This is a genomic window from Arthrobacter sp. SLBN-53, assembly GCF_006715585.1.
Lineage (GTDB): Bacteria > Actinomycetota > Actinomycetes > Mycobacteriales > Mycobacteriaceae > Mycobacterium > Mycobacterium neoaurum_A.
This window is the reverse complement of sequence record NZ_VFNN01000001.1, coordinates 2,876,935-2,898,592: the sequence shown is the minus strand read 5'-3', so window position 1 is coordinate 2,898,592 and position 21,658 is coordinate 2,876,935. Positions and strand designations below refer to the sequence as shown.

Annotated in this window: 17 protein-coding genes and 1 tRNA gene; 10 read left to right on the top strand and 8 right to left on the bottom strand. The window is 61.6% G+C overall.

What is annotated here, in order from left to right; all coding sequences use genetic code 11:
* Window positions 1-95: 95 nt before the first annotated feature.
* Window positions 96-1,526 carry an FhaA domain-containing protein gene (locus tag FBY28_RS13920; RefSeq protein WP_141867672.1) on the bottom strand — a complete coding sequence of 477 codons (1,431 nt, stop codon included), beginning with the start codon at window positions 1,524-1,526 and terminating at the stop codon, window positions 96-98.
* A 272-nt stretch (window positions 1,527-1,798) separates the two neighbouring features.
* On the opposite strand from FBY28_RS13920, the gene FBY28_RS13915 reads away from it, so the two are divergent.
* The 4 genes from FBY28_RS13915 (at window position 1,799) to FBY28_RS13900 (ending at window position 8,177) form a co-directional block, all read left to right on the top strand.
* Window positions 1,799-1,881 (top strand) — tRNA-Leu (locus FBY28_RS13915).
* A gap of 263 nt (window positions 1,882-2,144) precedes the next feature.
* The gene (locus tag FBY28_RS13910) at window positions 2,145-3,599 is read left to right on the top strand and encodes a type I restriction-modification system subunit M (protein ID WP_141867670.1); all 1,455 of its coding nucleotides are present in this window, start codon (window positions 2,145-2,147) and stop codon (window positions 3,597-3,599) included.
* Window positions 3,596-4,756: a restriction endonuclease subunit S gene (locus FBY28_RS13905; RefSeq protein WP_141867668.1), complete on the top strand. Its 1,161-nt coding sequence runs from the start codon at window positions 3,596-3,598 to the stop codon at window positions 4,754-4,756. The genes FBY28_RS13910 and FBY28_RS13905 overlap by 4 nt, the downstream gene beginning before the upstream one ends.
* A gap of 7 nt (window positions 4,757-4,763) precedes the next feature.
* Complete coding sequence (locus FBY28_RS13900; protein ID WP_141867666.1) at window positions 4,764-8,177, top strand: DEAD/DEAH box helicase family protein; 3,414 nt, start codon at window positions 4,764-4,766, stop codon at window positions 8,175-8,177.
* A gap of 11 nt (window positions 8,178-8,188) precedes the next feature.
* Here the strand turns inward: FBY28_RS13900 and FBY28_RS13895 are convergent, their stop codons facing one another.
* The 3 genes from FBY28_RS13895 to FBY28_RS13885 are packed head-to-tail and all read right to left on the bottom strand — an operon-like array spanning window position 8,189 to window position 10,124.
* On the bottom strand, window positions 8,189-8,752 hold the full coding sequence (locus tag FBY28_RS13895) for a hypothetical protein (protein ID WP_141867664.1): 564 nt from the start codon (window positions 8,750-8,752) through the stop codon (window positions 8,189-8,191).
* A gap of 4 nt (window positions 8,753-8,756) precedes the next feature.
* Window positions 8,757-9,002, bottom strand: coding sequence for a hypothetical protein (locus FBY28_RS13890; protein ID WP_141867663.1), 246 nt, complete (start codon window positions 9,000-9,002; stop codon window positions 8,757-8,759).
* Window positions 9,003-9,032: 30 nt separating this feature from the next.
* Window positions 9,033-10,124, bottom strand: a complete 1,092-nt coding sequence (locus FBY28_RS13885; protein ID WP_141867661.1) for a nucleotidyltransferase domain-containing protein — start codon at window positions 10,122-10,124, stop codon at window positions 9,033-9,035.
* Between the two features lie 285 nt (window positions 10,125-10,409).
* Between FBY28_RS13885 and FBY28_RS26410 the strand changes: the two genes are divergently transcribed.
* Window positions 10,410-10,649, top strand: coding sequence for a helix-turn-helix domain-containing protein (locus tag FBY28_RS26410; protein ID WP_141867659.1), 240 nt, complete (start codon window positions 10,410-10,412; stop codon window positions 10,647-10,649).
* Window positions 10,650-10,764: 115 nt separating this feature from the next.
* Here the strand turns inward: FBY28_RS26410 and FBY28_RS13875 are convergent, their stop codons facing one another.
* The 3 genes from FBY28_RS13875 to FBY28_RS13855 form a co-directional block, all read right to left on the bottom strand.
* The gene (locus tag FBY28_RS13875) at window positions 10,765-12,219 is read right to left on the bottom strand and encodes an ApeA N-terminal domain 1-containing protein (protein ID WP_141867657.1); all 1,455 of its coding nucleotides are present in this window, start codon (window positions 12,217-12,219) and stop codon (window positions 10,765-10,767) included.
* Entirely contained in the window at window positions 12,206-13,234 is a 1,029-nt protein-coding gene (locus tag FBY28_RS13870; RefSeq protein ID WP_141867655.1) for a hypothetical protein, read from the bottom strand. Before FBY28_RS13870 ends, FBY28_RS13875 begins: the two co-directional genes overlap by 14 nt.
* Window positions 13,235-14,486: 1,252 nt before the next feature.
* Window positions 14,487-16,616: a helix-turn-helix domain-containing protein gene (locus FBY28_RS13855; protein ID WP_160145484.1), complete on the bottom strand. Its 2,130-nt coding sequence runs from the start codon at window positions 16,614-16,616 to the stop codon at window positions 14,487-14,489.
* A gap of 595 nt (window positions 16,617-17,211) precedes the next feature.
* Here FBY28_RS13855 and FBY28_RS26040 point away from each other — a divergent pair.
* Together FBY28_RS26040 and FBY28_RS13845 are read left to right on the top strand one after the other, a co-directional pair.
* Entirely contained in the window at window positions 17,212-17,373 is a 162-nt protein-coding gene (locus FBY28_RS26040; protein ID WP_216847681.1) for a hypothetical protein, read from the top strand.
* Between the two features lie 586 nt (window positions 17,374-17,959).
* Window positions 17,960-18,199, top strand: a complete 240-nt coding sequence (locus FBY28_RS13845) for a hypothetical protein (protein ID WP_141867644.1) — start codon at window positions 17,960-17,962, stop codon at window positions 18,197-18,199.
* A 908-nt stretch (window positions 18,200-19,107) separates the two neighbouring features.
* On the opposite strand, the gene FBY28_RS13840 is transcribed toward FBY28_RS13845, so the two are convergent.
* On the bottom strand, window positions 19,108-19,971 hold the full coding sequence (locus FBY28_RS13840) for a CPBP family intramembrane glutamic endopeptidase (RefSeq protein WP_141867642.1): 864 nt from the start codon (window positions 19,969-19,971) through the stop codon (window positions 19,108-19,110).
* Between the two features lie 42 nt (window positions 19,972-20,013).
* Between FBY28_RS13840 and FBY28_RS13835 the strand changes: the two genes are divergently transcribed.
* The 3 genes from FBY28_RS13835 to FBY28_RS13825 all read left to right on the top strand — a co-directional run bounded on the left by FBY28_RS13835 (window position 20,014) and on the right by FBY28_RS13825 (window position 21,657).
* Window positions 20,014-20,556 (top strand): GNAT family N-acetyltransferase, encoded by a 543-nt coding sequence (locus tag FBY28_RS13835; protein WP_141867640.1) that lies wholly within the window; start codon window positions 20,014-20,016, stop codon window positions 20,554-20,556.
* Window positions 20,557-20,632: 76 nt separating this feature from the next.
* Window positions 20,633-20,923: a type VII secretion target gene (locus FBY28_RS13830; protein ID WP_160145483.1), complete on the top strand. Its 291-nt coding sequence runs from the start codon at window positions 20,633-20,635 to the stop codon at window positions 20,921-20,923.
* Window positions 20,924-20,973: 50 nt separating this feature from the next.
* On the top strand, window positions 20,974-21,657 hold the full coding sequence (locus FBY28_RS13825; protein ID WP_141867635.1) for a GAP family protein: 684 nt from the start codon (window positions 20,974-20,976) through the stop codon (window positions 21,655-21,657).
* The last annotated feature ends 1 nt before the right edge of the window (window position 21,658 follow it).

Genomic DNA, 21,658 nt, shown 5'->3' with positions numbered 1-21,658 from the left:
ACCGCTGACGATGCGTCGACGAAGCGTGCCGCCCGAGGCCGGACCGTTACGCCATGGCGTCCGCCGGCGCGACCCCGTCTTCGGCACCCGGTGGATCAGTGGACCCGGACGATGATCTCGGAATGACCCAGCCGGATGACGTCACCGTCGGCGAGCTGCCACTCCTGCACCGGGGCATTGTTGACGGTGGTGCCGTTGGTGGAGTTCAGGTCGGACAGCAGCGCGACCTGGCCATCCCAGCGGATCTCCAGATGCCGGCGCGAGACGCCGGTGTCGGGCAGCCGGAACTGGGCGTCCTGGCCGCGACCGATGACGTTGGCACCCTCACGCAGCTGGTAGGTGCGACCGCTGCCGTCGTCGAGCTGAAGGGTCACCTGCGCGGCAGCGCCGTAGGAACCGGCGTATCCCGCGGGGCCGGCGGGCTGCTGGCCGTAACCCTGCTGGCCATAGTCGGGCTGGCCATAGTCCTGCTGCCCGTACTCCTGCTGGCCGTAGTCCTGCTGTCCGTACCCGGCGGGCTCGCCGTAGCCGCCCTGGTCGGGGTATCCGCCCTGGGCGGGCGGCTGACCGTAGCGGCCGTAATCGGGCGCGGCCGGCGCGGCCGGCGGAGCCGAGTAGTCGGCACGGTCGTACTGCTGACCGCCGTAGCCACCCTGATCCGGGTAGGCCGGCGCGGCCGGCGGGCGGCCGTGAGAGCCGTAGCCCTCATCCTGGCGGGGGCGGCCGTAGTCGTAGTCGCCATATCCGGGCGGCGGTGCGCTCGGGGGCGCACCGGCGGGCTGACCGTATCCGGCCGGCGGCTGCTGCTGGCGGTAGCCCTGCTCGCCGTACCCGGCGGGCGGCTGGCCGTAGCCGGCAGGCGGGCGCTGTTCGTAGGACGGCGGCGGGTAACCCTGGTCCGGGTAACCGCCCTGCTCCTGGGAGTAGCCGCCTTGGCGCTGCGGGTAGCCCTGGTCTGGGTGGCCGCCCTGCTCTGGCGGGTAGGGGCCGCGCTGGTCGTCCTGCTGGCGGTACCGGTCGTCGTACTGCTCGTCGCCGGGCCGACCCTGTCCCTGGCCGCGGTAGCTCGGGTTGTCGGTCATCGCTGGTACTCCTGGTTCTGCGCCTGCCGCGCTTTTGCGTTCTGCTGGGGCGACGGGGTCGCCGGTGGTCGAGTCGGGGTTGACCGCTCCACGGGTGCGGAACTGGCCGGTGTGCAGGCTCGGCGATGGCGCAAACCTGACGACAACATCGCCATAAGTTTGCCACCCCTGGTCCTGAATGAAACCTGCCAGGTGGCGGGCAAACGTGGTCGATGTGCGGACCGGGTCTGCGCTCACCTTCTGATAGTCAGTCTCACTGAGAGTAATGACGTAGTCATTCGGAGCCAAGACGCGGCCACCGCCGACATCGCGGGCGTGGGCCTCGGCTTCCCGCCGCAGCAGAGCTTCGACCTCCTGCGGCACGATCGAACCGCCGAAGACCCGGGCGAAGGCATCACCGACCGTCGACTCCAGGCGTCGTTCGATACGGTCTGCCAACCCCATATCACCGCCCTGTCCGTCGTCCGATGCCGTCGTTGCGTGTCGCTCTGGCCACACTGCTCCCACGCATGTTATCGGCCTATGTGCGCAATACGTGACCAACGGATCTCTGAGAATCCAATAGCGCCAGGTCAGGGTGTTTCGGTCGGGCCGCTGTCCAGCCCGCGAGAGCGACGTTTTGGTGGTCTGCAGCCCGAAAAAAGCGCAAGAACGTCACTCTCACGGCCTGTTTTGGGTCTGGTGGGTCCGTGGTGATACTGTTGCGCGGTCATTCAGGGCGAGTGGCGGAATGGCAGACGCGCTGGCTTCAGGTGCCAGTGTCCTTCGGGACGTGGGGGTTCAAGTCCCCCTTCGCCCACAGTGCGGAGTTCTACGAACTCCAGGCACAAAGGTCACGAACCAGATATGGGTCGTGACCTTTATGTTTGGTGGCCAGGACGCGATTGAATTGCCCTGCGATGGGGCCGCGGGATTTCTGGCGCGAAGTCCCCCTCGGATCGTCGCGTGAAGAGACTCGTCTCGAACTGCAAAGTGGATCCTCAGCGTTGTTCGCGACTTGTCGGCGAGGTCCTATATACAGTTCCGTTCAGTTCAGAACGAGGAGTCGAGGGGGCTGCCGCCGTGATCACCGGTGAGTTGAAGAGCAAGGTCGACCGAGTCTGGGACGCCTTCTGGTCCGGCGGCATCTCCAACCCGCTGGAGGTCATCGAGCAGATCACGTATCTCCTGTTCGTCAGGCGGCTGGATGACCTGGAGACGCTGGAGGAGCGCAAAGCTCGCCTCGGCGCAGCCGGTGAGCTCCGTTTCGGTTCAGACCAACAAGAGCTCCGGTGGTCGCGCTTTAAGAACGAGGAAGCGGCCGTCATGTTTGCGACGGTCGGGGAGAAGGTCTTCCCGTTCCTCAGGACCCTCGGTGGAGACGGTTCAACCTACGGCGAGCATATGAAAGACGCCAGGTTCACCATCCCGACGCCGCAACTGCTCTCAAGGGTGGTTGATCTGCTCGACGAGATTCCGATGAACGACCGCGATACCAACGGCGACCTTTACGAGTACCTGCTGTCGAAGATCGCGAGTGCTGGCGTTAACGGTCAGTTCCGCACGCCCCGCCACATCATCAAGCTGATGGTCGACATGATGGCGCCGCAACCAACAGACGAGATCTGCGACCCCGCTTCCGGCACTGCGGGCTTTCTCGTGGCGGCGTCGGAGTACGTCCGTGAGCACTACCCATCCGTGCTCACCGATGCTGCGCAACGTAACCACTTCCACGCCAGTATGTTTCATGGCTACGACTTCGACAACACCATGCTGCGGATCGCCAGTATGAACATGCTGATGCACGGGATCGAATCGCCGGACATCCGCTACCGGGACTCATTGTCCGAGGGCGCAAGCGAGGATTCGGAGAAGTACACGCTGATCCTCGCCAACCCGCCCTTCGCTGGATCGCTCGACTACGAGTCGACATCTAAAGACCTGCAGCGGGTGGTAAAGACCAGGAAGACCGAACTGCTATTCGTGGCGCTGTTCCTGAAGCTATTGAAGCCTGGCGGGCGTGCGGCTGTCATCGTGCCCGATGGGGTGTTGTTCGGTTCGTCTAAGGCGCACAGGGATCTTCGGCGAATACTGGTGGAGGAACAGAAGCTCGACGGGATCGTGAAACTGCCGTCCGGGGTATTTCGTCCCTATGCCGGTGTATCGACGGCGATTCTGCTGTTCACGAAGACGAACTCCGGCGGAACCGACAATGTGTGGTTTTACGACGTTACCGCAGACGGATTCTCACTTGATGACAAGCGGAATCCTGTTGAGGCCAACGATCTTCCCGATGTGTTGAAACGGTGGGGCGAACGAACGAGCTCTGAACGTGAGCGAGCACGCACCGACCAGTCGTTCTGTGTGTCGAGGGATGACATCGTTGCGCAACAATACGACCTGTCACTGAACCGCTTCAAGGAGATTCTTCACGACGCCGTCGAGCACAGGGCACCTCTGGAGATCATCGCCGAGATAGAGAAGATCGAAGACGAAATCACTTCGGGTCTAGCGGATTTGAAGGCGATGCTGTCATGACCTGGCCAAAGGTGCCGCTCCACGAGGTTGCAGACATCGTTTCTGGAGCAACTCCCAAGACCGGAGTCGCGGAGTACTGGGACGGCGATATCCCTTGGGTGACTCCCGCCGATCTGAGCAGTTTGGAGGGCGCATTCATCGGGTCAACACCTCGGATGATTACTACCGCTGGGCTGGCGAGCTGTGCAGCGTCGGTTCTGCCAGAGCGGAGCGTCTTGCTTAGCTCGCGGGCACCTATCGGACATGTGGCCATAAATACCGTTCCAATGGCGACCAATCAGGGATTCAAAAGCCTAGTTCCACGTGCAGAAGTGGCGGTGCCTGGCTACCTATATCACTGGTTGAAAGCTAATACCGGTTACCTCCAATCTTTGGGGAACGGCGCCACATTCAAAGAGGTTTCAAAGGTGACGGTGGCCCGTATCGAGGTCCCCCTGCCGCCGCTCGACGAGCAGCGCCGTATCGCTGAGATTCTCGACCGCGCATCCGTACTGTGCCAGAAGCCAAGGACGATGCTCGCGTCATTAGACGCACTCATACAAGCGCAGTTCGTAGAGATGTTTGACGGCGAGTACGAGCAGAAGCCGATCTCTGACCTGTGTGAACTGTTGGTGGACTGCGTAAATAGGACCGCGCCGACGGTAGACGAGGAGACTCCGTACAAGATGCTTCGCACGACCAACGTGCGCCACGGCCGCGTCAACACTACCGACGTGAAATTCGTCAGCGCTGAAACATTCGAGCGCTGGAATCGGCGCGCAACTCCCCAGCGGGGTGACGTGATTTTGACGCGTGAAGCACCGGTGGGTGAAGCGGGCATCCTGAATTCTGACGACAGAGTTTTTCTCGGCCAGCGTCTCTTCCTATATCGAGTGGACCCTAAGCATCTGACACCCGAATTTCTGCGCGCTTGTTTCGACAGCCCACTCTTGAGGGCGCAGTTCGACCGGCTTGGCTCTGGTTCGACAGTCAAGCATTTGCCGCTACCAGCATGTCAAAATTTCCTCATTCCGTCACCGCCTATCGAAGTTCAAATTCAATACTCGGATTTCGTTCGAAGCGTCGCCAAGGTGGCTCAGTCGATTCGAGCCACATCCGTAAAGCTGGACGAACTCTTCGCCTCGCTCCGATCCCGTGCGTTTTCCGGTCAGCTGTGAGGTAGCAATGTCTAACTTCGTCTTCCTGCAGGCCATCGGTTGGCCGGAGATGCACGCCGACTGCTCACGGGCGGAGAGTTATGCCACCGGTGACCCGCGCTCGGCATGCTTCTACAGCCGCCGGACTGTCGAGCACCTTGTCGACTACCTGTATGACGTTCTTGCGCTACCGCTTCCGTACAAGAATGACCTGGCCGCCAAGATCAACGACCCGAAGTTCAAGTCGAAGGTCGGCATCGGGATCGCAACGAAGCTGAACCTGATCCGCAAGCTCGGCAACACCGCTGTCCACGATGCGCAGCCCATTCCGCAGCGGGCTGCATTGGATGCGCTTCACGAACTACACCACGTGATGCTGTGGGCGGCCTTCCGGTACTCGACTCAGCCGCAGGCAGTCCCAATGAACGCCGCCTTCAACCCGAAGATTGCGGCCAGAGCCGCGCCGCTGACGCGGCAGGAAGTCGCTCAGCTCGCCGCGAAGTTCGCCGCTCAGGATGCGGCCCATGCCAAGGCGTTGGCGGAGAAGGACGAACTGGCCGCGAAGAAGGATGCCGAGATTGCAGCGTTGCGCGAAGCGGTCAAACTGGCGCAGGCCACCAACCACCAGACCGACGACCGCAACTACAACGAAGCCGACACCCGCGATCGGTTCATCGACGTCATGCTCGCCGAGGCAGGCTGGCCCCTGACAGAAACCAAGGACCGCGAGTACCCCGTCGTCGGTATGCCCAGCGGCGACGGTAAGGGCTTCGTCGACTATGTGCTGTGGGGCAGCGATGGTCTTCCGCTGGCGATCGTGGAGGCCAAGCGCACCACCAAGAGCCCGCAGGTCGGCCAGCAGCAAGCCAAGCTGTACGCGGACTGCCTGGAGAAGATGACCGGGCGTCGGCCGGTCATCTTCTACACCAACGGATTCGAGCACTGGATCTGGGACGATGCCGGCGGCTACCCGCCGCGGGAGATCCAGGGTTTCTACGCCAGGGACGAGCTGGAGCTTCTAATCCAGCGCCGCGACACCTGTAAACCGTTGTCCGACATGCCGATCGACTCGGTCATCGTAGAGCGGCACTATCAACACCGCGCGATCCGCGCGATCGACGACGCGTTCACCGCCAAGGAACGCGAAGCGCTATTGGTGATGGCCACCGGATCGGGGAAGACCCGCACCGTCATCGCGCTGGTGAAGCAGTTGATGGAGGCCAACTGGGTCAAACGGGTCCTGTTCCTCGCCGACCGCACAGCCCTGGTCACGCAAGCTGCCAACGCGTTCAAGGCGCATCTCCCCGACGCGACCACCGTGAATCTGGTGACCGAGAAGATCACCGACGGCCGGGTGTACGTGTGCACCTACCCGACGATGATGAATCTCATCAACGACACCGACTCTGGCATCAGGAGATTCGGACCCGGTTACTTCGACCTCGTCGTCATCGACGAAGCCCACCGCTCCGTTTACCAGAAGTACCGGGCCATCTTCGACTGGTTCGACTCACTCCTCGTCGGCCTGACCGCCACGCCCAAGGACGAAGTCGACCACAACACCTACCGGCTGTTCCACCTGGAAGACGGTGTGCCCACTGACGCGTACAGCCTCGACGACGCGGTCAAAGAAGGCTTCCTGGTACCCGCGGTCGGGATCTCCGTCGGCACCAAGTTTCTGCGCCAAGGTATCCGCTATGCAGACCTCTCCGAAGAGGAGAAGGACGACTGGGACGCCCTGGACTGGGGCGACGAGGATCCACCCGACGAGGTGAGCTCCGAGGAGATCAACCGGTTCCTGTTCAACGAGGACACCGTCGACAAGGTGCTCGCCGAACTGATGAGCAAGGGCCACCGCGTCGCCGAGGGTGACCGGCTCGGCAAGACCATCATCTTCGCCAAGAACCAGGCCCACGCCGAGTTCATCGCACGACGCTTCGACATCCAATATCCGCAATACGCCGGAACATTTGCCCGCGTCATCACCCACAGCACGGCCTATGCGCAGTCGCTGATCGACGACTTTTCCGTCACCGACAAGGCGCCACACATCGCCATCTCGGTCGACATGCTCGACACCGGCATCGACGTTCCCGAAGTCGTCAACCTTGTCTTCTTCAAGCTCGTTCGGTCCAAGACCAAGTTCTGGCAGATGATCGGCCGCGGTACCCGCCTACGCCCCGATCTCTTCGGCCCCGGCAAGGACAAGCAAAACTTCTACGTTTTCGACTTCTGCGGCAACCTCGAGTTCTTCAGCCAGGACCTGCCCGGATCCGAAGGCTCATTTCAGAAGTCATTGAATCAGCGGTTGTTCGAGACGCGCCTCGGGCTGATCACCGCCATCGACCACGCCTGGCCGCCCTCGCAGCCGGAACCCGAAGAGGGGCAGGGCACCGAGACCGAACGAGGATTGCGGGTCGATGTCGCGTGGTCGCTCCATCGGGCGGTCGCGGGAATGAACCTGGACAACTTCCTGGTGCGACCCCACCGCAGGCTGGTTGAGCAGTACTCGCAATGGCCGGCCTGGATATCGCTGACGCCCGAGGTTGCCGGCGACGTTGCCGAACACCTCGCCGGGCTGCCATCAGCCCATAAGGACGACGACGAGGACGCCAAGCGCTTCGACATGCTCGTCTTGCGCCGGCAATTGGCCCAACTCGAAGGCGATGCTGTCGCGGCCGAACGGCTACGCGAGCAGATCCAGAACATCGCGACTGGCCTGCTCAGCCAGACAGCAATCCCGTCGGTAAAGGCACAGCAGGTGCTTCTCGAAGAGGTCGGTGGGGATGAGTGGTGGGTCGACGTCAGCCTGCCGATGCTCGAATCCGTACGGCGCAAGTTACGCGGGCTGCTCCGATTCCTGGAGAAGGTGAAACGGAATCAGGTCTATACCGACTTCGCCGACGAACTCAGCGAAGCCACCCTCGTTGATCTCCCAGGGATCACGCCCGGCACCAACTGGGAGCGTTTCCAGGCCAAGGCCCGCGCGTATCTCAGGCAGCACCAGGATCACGTTGCGCTGCAACGGCTACGACGCAACAAGCCCTTGACCGCCGATGACCTCGCTTCGCTGGAGCAGATGCTTATCGAGAGCGGCACCGGCGAGCGAGCCGACATCGATCTGGCCAAGGAGCAGTCGCACGGCCTGGGATTGTTCGTACGGTCGCTGGTCGGGCTGGACCGCGAAGCCGCCGCCGAAGCCTTCGGGGCATACCTAGATGGCGCTCGATTCAATGCGGACCAGATCCGCTTTGTAAACCTCATTGTCACCGAGCTGACAGCCAACGGGTTCATGGAACCCGTGCGGCTCTACGAGTCGCCGTACATCGACCACGCGCCGACCGGGCCGGACGATATGTTCGAAGAGGCCGATGTCGCCAACATCGTGGCCATTCTAAATGCCGTGCGGGACAACGCGGCGCCATGGGGCGGTGCCGCGTGAATGGCCCACCGTCAGCCTGACCGGCGTACGTGCAGTGGGCCGAAGACGAGTTGTCGCCGAACAAGCGCCGCCCCCAATGTGCGGTCTGTGCTCTTCGCCGCGAGCGTCACGTGCGGCAGCCATGCTGGCGAGTGCTGTTGCACTACTGAGGAAGATTGCATGAAGTGTTCAGGATCGGGTATTCCATTGCGCTTCAATAAATGCAGAAATGAGTGACGACACCAATCTCGCAACTCTAACAGGGTTGCTTCCGGAGCTATCCGTAATACGGAGAATGTGTGGCCATCGCTCTCCAATAGATCAGCAGAGATTATTTCGCCCTGGTACGTCAGTCGACTACGTTGCGTGCATTGCCGCAAATAAGTGACCATTCGCGCTTCATAGGCATCAAGGGAAACCCCTGAAATGGCGGCTACCTCGGCGTATAGCTCGCGTGATTTACCTATATGGAAAACTGTTAGGTGGAGATCCTCAAATGATAGCGAGGCATCACGCAGTTCATCGGCAATGACCTCCTTGCTGATGACGTCGCACTGCAGCACAAGGCGTTTCGAGCCTAAGAAGGTAACTTTCACATCGCTATGCGCTGGCTAGTCTGCCATCAGCTGAGTGAGTCCGGCGTGTACGAGATACATCGGCCATCGCTTCGGCGGTCACTTCGGCATCTTTGATGGAGCGGATAACCATGTTATATGCCGCTGAGTAGGTGTCACCATATGCTTGGACTGTATCTCGACGCTCCTGCACTTCCGCCGCCATCTTGGCGAGGCGGCCAGCCAATTCTTTAAGAGCTTGGATGTTGGCATCCATTTCTGCTTCGGTCATATGAATCTCCTTACTAGTGGTGTAAAAGCGCTAGACGATGCAATATTCGTAGAGAGGTGAACTGGTTCTCCCCGTCGCCGCGAAAAGCTGTACGAATGTTTCATGAAACTTGAAGGCCGCATTTTGTTGAGCGGTCCAAGACTCTTCGTTCGATAAGGAGGTCAAAAGTTCGTCTTCCGGTTTAGCGACGAATGCCAAGTACTGGTCGTAGCCTTCGAGCACTTGGTGCGCCAAGTTTGGAATGTCTGGATCGTCGGCATGACGGCTAGAAACACTAAAGATGCGGTCGATCGGCAAAGAGGTGAACACTTCCAGCGCATCTGCTCGGTTTAGCCCGTCGGCTCCAGAGCGATCGACCAGATCGAGGAGGGTTGAGTACACGCCCAAGAGCTTTGAATATCGGAGCTTCAGGTTGTCCAGACGTCGCTTCGGAGTGGAAGCATATCCTTGCTCCTTAAGCCGCCTATTAAGGTGTTCGAAATTCAAGCACAAAACACCCCACCATCGTCGGATGTCATTAGTAAGCATTATGGGTAGGAAATGGTCTTCTGGGTTGGCGCGATCCCAGTACGATGTGAGAACCTCATTACGCGCGAGATTGTAAGCTTCGACGTTTAGCAGGGGGCGGCTATTCATTAACAGAAGTAAGCGAGCTGTGAATGAATTAGAGAAGTCATCACTCGGTGCGCCGATCTCTTCGAGCATCTGTTGAAATGAGTGGACGCGGATAAATTCGCCACCGCGGGAGAAGGGCCTAAAGTTACAGCTAATTCTCAGTTCATCAAGAGCCGAAATGAGACGAGCCTTTTCAATTGCGTTTAGCGCGTCGTGTATTTGGTCGCCATCGACGGAGGTAGGCAAGTGATCGATTATGAACAGATCGAGATCACTGACCGAAGCGGCTTCGCCTCTGGCCACAGATCCGGTTACATATATACAGGCTCGGTCCGAGATATGAAGTGTGTCGCGGTCCGCGTGCTGAAGCTTCGGCCAGACGAGTTCGGCCGCAACGCCCAGGGCAATCCATTTGTCGTTCGTAACCTTGCGTCGTCGAGCTAGCTCTGGATAGCGCGACGAGTCGATGGGTGTGGCAAAAGGCTCAGACAGGACGTTGCTTGTCACATCTCAACCAGTCGGACAGGCGTGCTGATCACGTGACCCATGTTACTGATGATGCGCCTGGTACTCCTGAATTCAGGGTAGAACGCAGCTGAAGTCATGGTTCGTCGTTCCATGACGATAGTTGTACAACTCGCCGGTGACACTCTGCCGAGCATTAGTCCATCCTCCTCGATAGCCAGCAGCTGTGCATTAGCAATCTACGGTGTGACCTTATAGTAGCGCTCTTAATAGAGCGTTACTATAAGGTCCGTGTCGCGCCAAAAGCTGAGCTCGGACGAGTGGGCTATGGCGAGTGAGACGCTTCGCCAACTGATAAAGCGCGTCCGAAGTGAACGGCGGCTGTCGCAGGAGGAACTAGCCAGGCGTAGCAGCTTGTCCTTGCCAGCGCTCCGCAAGATAGAACGCGGGACAACGGCGGAACCAGGGATCTTCACCGTGCTCGCGATTCTGCGAGCCTTGGACCTGTCCGTCAGTGAACTAGAAGGGCTCAATGTAAGCCGAAGCCAACAAGACGCGGAGAGTTAAGCTTGGAACCCGAGGAAGGCCCGACCGCTGGGGTTCCGGGTCATGAACTACTCGTGCCAGCGGTTGCAGCATCGATAAGTCGTGACGAAGTCGATCACGACGACCTTTGTGCCGATCAAGTGGCGTCGCCGAGATCGTTGATCTGCGAGCATCGCTCCACGAGTGCGCTCAGTCGTGGGTGGTTGAGCAGAGCGTCGAGCACCTTGGCCTCGGGAACACCGAGTTCCTCCAGGGCAACCAGATAGGTTACGAGGTGAACCGACTCGGCGACCGGATGAAGTTGAAAGCTGTCACTGTGCGGGCGCCACGCATGGGTTCCGCCATGTGCAACGTGGTTGCGTGCCCACACCGCCCAACTTGCCCAATGAGCGACGTCGAGGCCGAGTGCCGCCTGAACCTCAGGGGCGAGCCTGTCGTGCAGTGCCTGCAGTCGGGTGTTCAACGTGACGTTGCTTCCGCCGCCGAGGCACCAGCGGTGGAAGCCCTCGGCTGCGGCCAACGCCTGGCTCACGTATTCCTCGACGATGCGTGATGAATGTCCGCAGAGGCCCACGACGACGCTCCATGCATAGCTTGACTGGAGACTGTCGGTGAAGCGTTGCCGCGTCTGAAGGTATGCCTCGAGTGTGACATCGGCGAGGGTGAACACGATGGCCGTCGGCTTGTGCGGATCATCGGGACGAGCAGTTCGGCCGGTATGCATCAGCAGGGAGATACTGTCATCGCTGGCGGTCTGAAGAGAGATCTTTGAGGTACCGCAGGACTCGAATGTGGCCAGTTGAACGAGGTCGTCGACGGCTGGCTTCCGATCCGCGAAGTCGGCCACCGACCCAGGTACTTTGTCCGGCAGCTCAATACAGGCGTGAGCACTGACCTGTAGAAGAACCTGTGGGCCGCTGCGGAGGTTGGTCGTCATCATGTCGAGCTTCAGGCCCGGCATGGCCTCTGTCGCTGGACTTATCCATGGTCGCGTCGCGGTGGTTGCGATCGCATACGACGCGTCTGAGGTGTCAGCTCGCGCGTACTCAGCTCGGTAACCGCCGACGACAGGGAGAATGTACGGGGTCAACAGTGTGCCGTCGGGCTGCTTTTCACCCGGATTTTCAAGTTCCAGTCCTTCGATTGTGGCCCACTGCGGTGCGCAGAACCTACCGTCGTCGGTGAGGTAGTAAAGCTCATCGATGGTGATGGTGGCTTTGACCAATGCCGGTTCCTGCGGGCTGATGATGTGCGCCCCGACGCACATCCACGAGGAATGCCAGAACTCTTCACGCACTGCGCCGTCAAAGCCTGCGGTGTGACTGCCCCGCTGAGCGTCCCAGACAGAAATGTGTTTTCCAGCAACTGTTTCACCGTAGACGGTCCCCGGCCGCACGTCGCCCACGAAGTTAGTAGCGACCCGTCCGCCGGTCGGATTCCGGCGGATCTTGGGTCCCGGAGAGAAACCGCCGATCAGCTCCAGGGTTGCACCGTCGTCCGGTTCCCAGGTCAGCACTCCCGGCACACGGTTGCTGGGATCCTCGGGGAGGTAGAACCAACCCGTGATCCGTTGCGGCTCAGACTGTCTCATGACCGGCCTCCGCCTGCTGTAGAGTGATCATCGGAATGGGTTCCCCCATTGCTGGTGCAGGTAGGCCGTATCGGTCTGCCCACAGCGACACCGTCGGGTCCAGATGGTCGGGGTAGTTCTTGCGGCGCACTCGGGCTCGGGCGGGGTGCGTCGCCTGGGCCTCGTATAGCGCCACCGCGCACTCGGTCATGATGACCGCCGCGGCAAGACTCTCAGCGAGTTGGGTGAGGACGTTCTCTTCGGTGCCAAGATAGGCGGTCATCCATTTGTATCCGTGTACGAAGCTCGAACCGACGGTGTAGAAGCGCTCGGCCCCGATCGACATCCCGTGCGGCAATCCGTCGGCATCAGTGATGTGCGGGGGAGGATTCTGGTCGATCCACTCCCCGGCCCAACGGACAAAGAACTCATAGTCTGAGGGCGGCCGCTGTCGGGCTGCCTTCGGTAGCGACGTCAGGAAGTTCAACCGCTCACGAAATTGCTGCTCTGTCTCGGCGAAACTCTGGCGCGCGGCGTCGCGGCGCTCGTCAGTGCGCACCTCGAGAAAGCGCGTCTCGACGGCGATGTACTTCTTCTGGTAGCCGATCTCGCGCTCGGTGTAGCCCAGTGAGCGAGCGCGCCGGACGGCGCGGTTGGGGTCGGCGAGAAGCCAGATAGTCTTGGCGGCGCTCTCGATGGCGCTGCGGCACAGGATCCCGGTCGACAGTGTGCTCGTGCGCTTCTGCTCCAACGATGCCCCAACAAGACACTCGGCCGCGTTCATCACAGGAAACCGCGCCGTCGAGCTGACGAAGTTCGCGCCAAGCTCGGGTAAGCAGGGTCTGTCATCGAGGTCGAGGCTGCTTCCCCTGTCCGGAACAAAACGGGACGAATCCAGGGGCTTGCTGCTGCCATCGGCACGGACCTGGTGGAGCAGCGCCCACTCGCCGATCCGCCACGCCCGAGCGGCTCGGTCGGCGTTACTCCACATCAAGACCGCCATCCGCAGAAGGCGCTCCCTCGGGTCGGTCGTCACAGCCAGCGAGGGTATTCCCCGGCTGTGACACGCCTCGCCCACTGCGGCAAGCGGGTATGCCATGAGGTCGGTTCGGGTAGCGCACATCGCGGACCCGGGCCTCCAGCCCTGCAAGCCGCATCGCGCTCGGTGTCGGCGCCAAACGTGTTCTGTCATTCTTCTACCCCTCGGCGCGGGTCTCTCCGTGGCCATTCCGTGCGCCGCGCGGTCGGCAGTCGCGCTCGCCTTACTTGCTTTTCGCCAAGCATCCCGCCTGGATCAAGCGCCAGCACGACAGCGCACTCGCACAGGGAGTTCGTCCACAGTTTGGCCGACGCGATCCGGTGGGCATTTCACGGTGCTTCCCCCGGGGTCTTGGGCCCACGTGCGCTGGAATGGCCGACGTCAACGCAACGGACTGACCAACGGCCGTGACACCATCTTCGCGTCACTCACCACAATTAGCTAAGTGCCGCTTCGATGGTCGCTACATGGATCGCGGACGTCGTGCCCGACTCGGTCTTGGTCCACGCTCCAGCAGGAATCCTCGGGCCCATCGAACAATTCGGCTATGTCGGGCCATGTCCGCCACTCGCGTGATGTCGGAGGCGTTTCGGACGCCACGTCCCCGCCTCCTTCTGACTTAGCCCGTGACCGCCTCAACCGATACCCAGAGTAGCGGCGTAGGTGACGGCAATGCCGACGTCGCGCCGGTGACGGGTTTCGGAACCTGGACCACGAAGTCGGCGACACCCCGAATACTGTGGTGCAGGTATGGCATCTGGTAGACAGCGACGTCGCAGTCCCCGTCGAACGGGTTGCCGGACCGCCGGACATATGCCTCGAAGGACTCGCCGGTCGCCTTGTCAGGCATCTGCACGATCTTCTTGCCCTGCAGGGCGTAGTCGTCCAGGCACTGCCGCTCGGGCTGGTAAATCCTTGGTACACAACAAGTCTGCGAAGGATCCGAACACCGACTCCGGCCGCACCATGATCCCGTCGTCCACCCGGCCGCGCAAGGTCAGATAGTGCGGGCAGTCCAGCCACGCCGTCACCTTCGACGGCGTGAGAACGCGCTGCGAGAAGTGGGTCCGGATCAATGGCGCTTCCTGGACAGCAAGGCCTCCCAATGTCTCCACTTCCAAGTCATCGCAGCACCAGACGCAGGCTGACAACGGATACGACACCGCCGATCTGATTGACAGTCTGATTGGGTCCCGCGTGCGCCGCGACGCATGGTGGTTCAAGCAATGGCTGCCCTGCGCCGCTGCGTCTACTCGGCATCGAAGATCGCTGACACACGTTCGCATACGGTCTGCCATTCGCGATCGAGCACACCAAGGATGTCTTGTTCGACTTTTGCCTGATTGTCCTCGCCGAACCATGAATTCTGCCGCCGTGCGACTCGGTCGCGGTAGCCGGCCCCCAGACCCCACTCGCCGCTCAGTTGCGCCCAAAGCACCTGTGCTCGCTGAAGTTCCACGGTGTATAGGGCGCCCCCCGCCACCTGCATCTTCTTGAGGAGTTCGTCATAGGATTGATCCATAAGGCGAAGCGCTTGGGTGAGAAGTTCGGATGCCTCGGGATGAGTGCTGAGCAAGTTGCTGCAGATCCCTTTGAACTCCGTCCTCCAATCGCGGAGCGAGGCAACTGCCACACGCCGAGCGCCGAAGCCGAGTTGATGCGAGTAGCTCAGCGAGTACCATTCGCCTTCGCGCTTGATAGCTGCGTTGAGCGTGCTTGCGTGCGCCTGGCGAATTTCTGCCATCAGCAAGTCATGTACGTGACCGGTAACCGGAGGAGGATCGACGTGGTTCCGGAGCCAAGTCTCGACCTGTCGGCTTGCCTCACGTTGAACCTCGATGACCTGCTGCATATCAACGTTCGCCAGTAGTTCGTTCGCGCTGGCTATGACGGCCCGAAGGTCGCGGCGGAAGCCGTCACGCGTGCTCTCCACCCGCTCAAAGACGAACGACTTCAGCCGCTGTGGATCATCCGAAAAGGAGTTAAAGAACTCGATGGGAAGTTCTTCCATGTCGTATGGCGATAGGGCGGTTCGCACCTGTTCCCCCTTGAGTTCGTATCCCTCCTCGTCAGATTCGGCGCGAATGCCGGCTTCGTCTTTTACTGCAAGCGCTTCGCTAGGGCGCGCCAGAATGAGAACTCCCGCATGTGAGTCGACTTGCGGATTTCCGATCGCGCGCGCTCGCTCGAGGAGATGTTGGACCGACTGCTCGGGGGCGTCGTTGAAGCCTGAGCACAAAACTGACACCGTGTGGCTGTCGAGCAGGTGCTCCTCCAGATCGGCCCGTGCAATCAGCTGATCTATTCCCCGGGTGTCGACGATATCGATGGTGAGCTCGCCGGCATCCATCAGCTCCGGAACGATGAGGTCGACACGCCGAGGAAGCGAGAACTCAGCGTGACGCCCGTTGTTGATCTGCTCGAAAGTTTCTCTCAGCCACTCCAGCGGTCGCTTGGATGACGTGGGTTCGAACCAAATCTCCCGGCGGTCACGACGCGGCAACTCCATCAAAGACAGAATCTCGACGACTAAATCACGCGACGAAGGCAGCTGTGCCGCGAGATCCTTCGCAGGGTCCGTACGAATAGGCTTGCCGTTATCGTCTTTTCGTCGGCGAACCCTTAGTCCGCTCATGTTCCTGATAGCCCGCTCGATCTCCCGAGGAACAGAGTGCAGAGTGTCACCATCGCCAGCACCGGCCTCTGACTCATCCATGCCGCGCCGCAACTGGTCGGCAAAGTCGGCGACATCAGCGCGGATTTCCTCTGTCGTCCGCGGCGTGACGATAACCCCGTACTCGGGGCCGGCTTTGAGACTCACCTCGCAGACGGTGACGCCGCCGCCGCCCGTTTCGAGCACCGGAGCCGACTGCCCGTCTCCCGTGTCAACTTCGAGCCCCGTCGCCTTGCAGATGGCGGTGGACTTGCCGATGCCGATCGCACCGAGAAATGCAACGTTGTGCTGTCGTCGGCGAATTCGTTGAGCGGTCCGTCGGATGTCGGCCTGGTATTCATTTATCCGCTTTAGGAAGGCCGGCCGGATTTCTTCGTCGGAAGCCTGCGCGTCGAGTTCCTCCATCACCTGTTCGGCATCCCACAGAAGTTGGTGGTCCGCGTGGTCAAGCGGCGGGGCCGGGAGGTGCTTCCACTGCCTCGTGACGATTCCAGCCAGTGCCGCGGACTCCGGTGTCCCGATTGCGGACAGGACGTCGGCAAGTTCGCCATCCGCGAGTTCGCGTTCCCCCGCCTCGACTCTCGACAACACGGCCGGACTCCAAGTAACCCGTCGTGCCAACTCGGACTGCTTCAGGCCTGACTTCTCACGCAACTGAGCAATTCGACGCCCGAGGGCGTTTGCGCCAACGTCTGCAGTACTCACCAATACGCCCCATCTAGTTGATAGCTTGCAACAATGATGCAGCAAGCTTTCGCGCTAATCAAGAGTTTATTGCGAAACGTTTCATATGCTGAGCGTGAGGTGCACGGGCGTCTCTATAGCCTGCGTTGAGCGGTGGGCGCCGTCGGAGCGGCCGCACCGATGTGGTGGGGCCATCGGTGCGGTGCGGTCGACCTGATCGGAGCGCTCATTACAGGTCCGATACACCACCCGGCCACCATGGGCCCTAGTTGGCCCAGGGGCGGTTACTCCAGTCCGACGGCAGGTGCGCGCTGATTTGATCGGTGAGTAGGTCGCGCCGGGCGCGCCGGACAGGTGCAGCCATTCCGGTGAGCTCGCGGTCGTAACCGGGGTGATCTGGCCGCGCTCGTTGGTAGTGGACGAGGTCGCCAATCACCGTGGCCCCGGGCGGCGGCATTCTCACTAATCCCGGCGCGCGCCGCGGCCGGCTTGAGACCAGCACGGCGGATAGCCGTCTGGCGGTGGGCGCCGCCTGGTCGACCCCTTGGGGTGCGGTGCCGAGGTGGTCCTCGTCCGTCTCGCACACTTGTCACTCCTGCAGGCGAGACTGGCGCGTATGACGGACACCGAACGACAGTGGCGGCATATCTGCGAAGTGTGCGGGGTGGAGGAGATCCTGACCCCGGCCGAAGCGTTCGATCTCGGGTGGGACTTCCGCCGCGTATGGGCCAGTTCGGTGTCGTCGGGCCCCGATGTTGTCCTCGATGTCCGAACGTGAGAACGGTGTGGTGGGCTCTGGCGATCGATGGCTACACCGAGGACATGCTGACCGACATGCAGCGGGCTACCGTCAGGCGTATCGCCGGTGAACCAGATTTCGTTGCCTTGGTTGATGATTGAATGGAATCGTCAGATCTGGCGACGAACGCACCTGTGTGTCCCGTCCTGGCTCTCGCCGCTGTCGATGCGTCAGCGTCGGCGACACGCGCGTAAAATGTTGTTTGCGAGGGGTTCTCCTAGATGTAGCTGGATGTTTTGATTTGCACTGTCGAGGCCGTAGGCAGGAACTAGCGGCGGTCGCGAGTTCGATCAACCCTGAGGCATTGCTTGCTTTCAGAAGGTCGAAATATGTTGTCCAACAACGGGTATGCGCACAGAGCGCGTACATATGATGGAATCATAGCCTGATCAGGGACCATCTTCGTCGCCACGGCGCCTGGCTTTCGAAGTTCACCACATACGGTGAACTTTCACGCCAACTACTGCGAGAAGGACCCAACAGCAACATGTTTAGCGTGATGGGTCGGTTAATCTACGTCCGGGAATCTCTCGACAAATCTCCGGGACCCTCGATGGGAGTTGCGATGGGCAAGCCGCGGAACGGGCGCCTGTCACGGGTGCGAGTCGAGTTCAGCCTGCCGCCGGCACTCGCCGAAGCCGTCTACACGTATGCGGACTCCGCCGACATCACGTTGTCGCAGGCCGGCGGGGAACTCCTGAAGCTGGCGCTGAGCCAGCGCGGAACCGATCGTAGCGAGCCAATTGGAACTGAAATGAATCCTGTTGTCTATGTGGTGAAGTCGGGTGGTGCAGCGACGACGTAGTGCCGGAGCAGTAACGGCATTTCCCGCGGCATACGCCAAGCTGCTGGCTACGCCCGCGACTTCTTGATCACCGGCTCTGGTACCTCGCAAACCATTCAGGGGAGAGCCCTGCCCTGACAGCCGCGATTTGGACGGTCCTTCGGCTGTTAAGGGCTGCCTGCCCGTATCCGCCGGTGGACTACCCTCCCATCGGTACCGCCCGGCGGGGATGGAATGGGTCAGGTCGTCAGCCGCTACCTAGTGTCAGGATGGATGCATGCAGTGGGCACCAGTTCCGCTTGAGTCGGGAGTCAGTGAATGCGCGGGTCTGCCCTCATCGCCGGCTTGCCAAGGTTTCAATGACGGGCTGACGCTTTGGCTAGTTGGCATTCCCGCAGTGGTGTTGTGGTTTGTTTTAGCCGCGTGCGCCACTGCCGGTATCGCCCGAGTGGGCTCAGGCCGCAATGCCGCGTGGTGGGCCGTCGTGTGGTGCTTGCCGATAATCGGTGCGGTCTCCTGGTATGTGTACCGGTTGACCGCCCGCCTACGACGGCCGGTAGCAACCGACCAGCTCGGACGAAACCCCCAAGACAGAATCTGAGTCGAAACACCGCTGCCGCACGCCTTGAGTTCGCTGGTCATGTAAACCTCCGGGATTCAGCACAGTGCCGCCGCATCCAGAATGCCTCCAGCATTCGGCGTCCTGGTCTCACAGGACGGTTCAACTGTGGCTGAGCTACTGCACGAGGATCACCGAGGCGCATCCGAAGCGGACGGCCAGAATCATCGCAGCTTCGGGTGCACCCTCTCCACGACGCAAAGGTCAGTACACGAGCAGGACCCGCACTGAAGATGTGCTCCGGAGACCACATTAGGTGCCAGAACCGCGAGGTGAGAGAGGGAGGCACTGGGTATGCCCGACGCTCCGATCACCCGAACAGCACCACCGGGTTGGCGTTCATCAACCCGTGCGTGACGAGTAGCGGCCACATCGCCCGCCCGCGCGCCCACAGCAGGCCGAGGAACAGCCCGGTGACCCCCTGATTGACGATCGTGTTCGCCAGATCCATGCCGAGGTCACCGCTGCCCTGAATCGCGATATGCCAGGACGCCCACAGCAACGAGGACACGATGATCGCCGGCCAGGTACCGCCGAGCAACCGGGCCCAGCGGGTCTGCAACCACCTGCGGTAGAAGAACTCCTCCACCACCGCGTTGATGAGAAAGCCGAGCACCAGTCCGACGACCAGTGTCACCCAGTCGACGTCGATGCGTTGGGATGGCCCGTGCGTCGATATCACCAGATGGGTTGCCGCCCAACCGAGCACGGGGACCAAGGGGCGCCAACGGTGGCCGGGTGGCTCGTCGATGAAAGTCGAAGCAGGTTCCCGGCGGCGCCCGACCGCGAACAGCAACAGCGGACAGATCACCAGCAGACCCACCTTGAGCACGGTGTAGTTCGGCTCGGTCGGACCCGAAAGGACAAGCAGCGCGGGGAAAATGACGGCGAGCAGTGTGAGCACCACCGCGTCGACACGGTCACGGGTCGTGGGCGTCACAAATGCGGTCCGGCGCGGTAGTGCGACAAGCGTCAGTACGATACCGACCGCAGCAGCAAGCCACGGGTGCCACATCGGGATGGTCGCCGAACTGTCTGCCGTAAACCGGATCTGGCCCGCGGCGCCGAGGTATACGGCGACGGCAGCGGCCAGGTAGATACCCAGACCGACGGCAATGACAGCCGACGGAATCCACTGCACAGAAACGCGACGGGCGTCTGCGGTGCCGGACACGCTATCGATGCTAGCCAACGCCAGGTGTGCCAGGCTGGCGGCATGGTCGAGGTCGTGATCGCCGAGCCCGGGGAACTCAGCGGTGCTCAGCTCAACAAGGCCGAAGCGTTGGTGCGCAGCGCATTCGGCTCGTCGTTTCGATCACATGATTGGATGCACGCCGTCCCCGGCCGGCACGTTGTCCTCACCGACGACGATCAGTCCATGGTGGGCTTCGCCGCCGTCGTGCCGCGGACCTTGCATCACGACGGTGTGGCGTTCGACACCGGTTACGTCGAGGGCGTCGCCGTGCGCGGCGATCAGCAGGGCCGCGGGCTGGGTCGGATCATCATGGACCGCGTCGAGGACATCATCCGCGTCCATCACCGGCTCGGCGCGCTCAACGCGGTCGCCACAGCCGCGCCGTTCTACGCGTCCCGCGGTTGGCAGCTCTGGACCGGCCACACCCAAGCCATCGGATCGGCAAGTGTGGTCGACACCTTCGACAGCGCCGACCTGATCTACCTCTTCGGCATCGGAGATCGCCCGCTACCGGATCCGCGCGCATCGCTGGTCTGTGATTGGCGACCGGGGCATCTCTGGTAGCCGAAATTGCCGTCGGAACGGTGCGCGCACCCGCCGTAACATGAAGAACGATGCACACCGCCGAAGGGGTTTCGATATGACAGAGAATCTGGTCGTCGACCCCGCGTCACTGACAACCGCCGGCACGGTCTTCCGCCAGAGCGGTGTGCAACTGGGCGCTCTTGGTGCCGATGCACCGCTCACCGGCGCCGCATCCGCGGTCCCGCAGTTGCAGACGGGTGCCGCCTGCCACGCGGCCGGGACCGCCGTCGCCACGGACACCGCCGCCCTTGCCGAGTCCGTGCAGTCCTACGGCGACAACCTCTCCGTGGCCGCCACCCGCTACACCGACCAGGATGCGGCCGCGGCCCAGGCGCTCACGCCGTGAGCCAACCCGGCACCGATTGAGTACCGCCGCGCGCAAGTAGGGTCGACTCCGTGACGGGTCTCGTGCTGGCGCTGCTCGGGCTGGCGTTTCTGGACTCCCTCAGCGTCTTGAACGTCGGCGTGGTCTCTGCGGTGGTGTACGGCAGCCGGTTGAATCGCCAATCCGCCCTGCCCGGCGGTTTGAGCTTCATCGCCGGAGTCTTCGCGGTCACCTCCACCTTCGGGATCTTCTTCGTGCTGGGCGTGGACCTGCTCACCGAGCTGACCGAGTTCGAGATCACACCCGGCGTCCGGTACTGGGGTGAGTTGCTCATCGGGCTGGGCCTGATAGTGCTGGCGTTCTTCCCGCTGGTGGCCCAGTCCACCGCCCCTGGCTGGGCATTCGCGGCGCTCAAGCAGCGGCCGTGGATACTCGGATTCGTCGGTGTGGCAGTGGGTCTCGGCCAGGCACCCACGGCCGTGCCGTATCTGGCCGGGCTGGCGATGATCGCCACTCGCCAACCGTTGCCACCGGCCTGGCCGGTGTTGGTGTTGGCCTACTGCGCGCTGGCGCTGTTGCCGTGCATCCTGGTTCTGGCGCTGTCCACCAGCAGGAGTCGGCGGTCCGACCGCATGCAACGTGCACTGGTACGAACACTGACCCGGTACGGCCCCATCGGGGTGCGCATCCTGTTCGTCGTCGCGGGGGTGGCGCTCGTTGCCGATGCCCTGATCCACCGCAGAGCCCTGGCCTAGC